Source organism: Candidatus Propionivibrio aalborgensis (genome assembly GCF_900089945.1).
In the GTDB taxonomy this organism is placed as follows: Bacteria; Pseudomonadota; Gammaproteobacteria; order Burkholderiales; family Rhodocyclaceae; genus Propionivibrio; species Propionivibrio aalborgensis.
This window is the reverse complement of the sequence record NZ_FLQY01000238.1, coordinates 1-1,176: the sequence shown is the minus strand read 5'-3', so window position 1 is coordinate 1,176 and position 1,176 is coordinate 1. Positions and strand designations below refer to the sequence as shown.

At 62.9% G+C, this 1,176-nt stretch carries 1 protein-coding gene; it reads right to left on the bottom strand.

What is annotated here, in order from left to right; genetic code table 11:
* A partial coding sequence (locus tag PROAA_RS11725) for an ISAs1 family transposase (RefSeq protein WP_186411519.1) occupies positions 1-1,127 on the bottom strand: 1,127 nt, incomplete at its 3' end.
* Between the last annotated feature and the right edge of the window lie 49 nt (positions 1,128-1,176).

The following is a 1,176-nucleotide window of genomic DNA, read 5'->3' as shown; positions in this document are numbered from 1 at the left end:
GCGGTAGCGAGATGAGCCGGGTTGTAGGCAGCGGTCTTGAGTTTTCTGGGCAGGCTGATGGCGCGAGATTTGTCGGCGCGAAAGAGATTCATGCCAAGGCGGCGCAGGAAGGAGCAGTTCTGGGCGGCGTTGCGCAAGCGAATCAGGCTGGCATCTTCGCCGAAGGTCATGTCCAGACACCAGTGCAGGCCGTTCTCGATGCCCCAGTGAGTGCGCACGGCATGCAGGATGCGACGACTGTCGGCGGGAAGCGAACTGATCACGTAACGCTTTTCGGTGGACAGCTTTCCGCCAATGTCACGCCTCGATTCGATGCAGGCGACCGACGCGAGCTTCGACCAGCGTACCTTCAGGCCGAGCAGGTCGAGCCAATCGAGTTCGCTGACGGCAGTGCAACGCCGGGTCTCGATCCGGCCATGCCCCTTGTCCAAAGTCTCGTGCACCGAGACCTGCCGTCGACAATGTCCTGGTGCATTCAGCGTCGCGAAGAAGTCGCGCAGCGCTTCAGCCAGATGCGGCTGGTTATCCTTCACCGCCAGAACGTAGTCGCCCCCGCCTTCGGTGATCTGCGCGGCAATCGCCGTCTGGCAGCCCATGGCATCGATCGTCACCACCGCCCCTTCAAGCGCCAGGGCCGGCAGCAGTGCTTCGATGGCCGTTATTTCGTTCGATTTCTCTTCGCAGGTGCGCTGCCCCAGCGTCAGTCCATAATCGGCGGCATAAGCCGAGACCTGATGCAAGGCCCGCAGCCCGCGCTCGGCGCGGGCCGACCCGCGCAGCGCCTTGCCGTCGATGGCGATGACCCGCCCCTTCACCGCCGGACAGACTTCACCCATCCAGGCTTCAAAGCGCAGCTCCAGTTCCATCGGCGAGAGCGTCTCGAATACCCGCCGGATGGTGTCGTGGCCGGGAATGCCGTTGCGCAGCGGCAAGTAGCGCCGCAGCCACGCTTCCCGCTCACGCCCCCAGTCCTCCATGTCGTCCCAACCTTCCGCCCCGGACATCACGGCACACAGCGCCAGAACAACGATATCCAGCAGATCGTGGTCCGTCCGCCCCTCCACCCGAGCATCCGGCAGGTCGGTAAACCGCTCGATCAACCCTTCGATCCCTTTCTTATCGCCCATCCCTCGTCTCCCCAAATGACGAGAGTGGACGCCTTTTTACGAAAGTTTA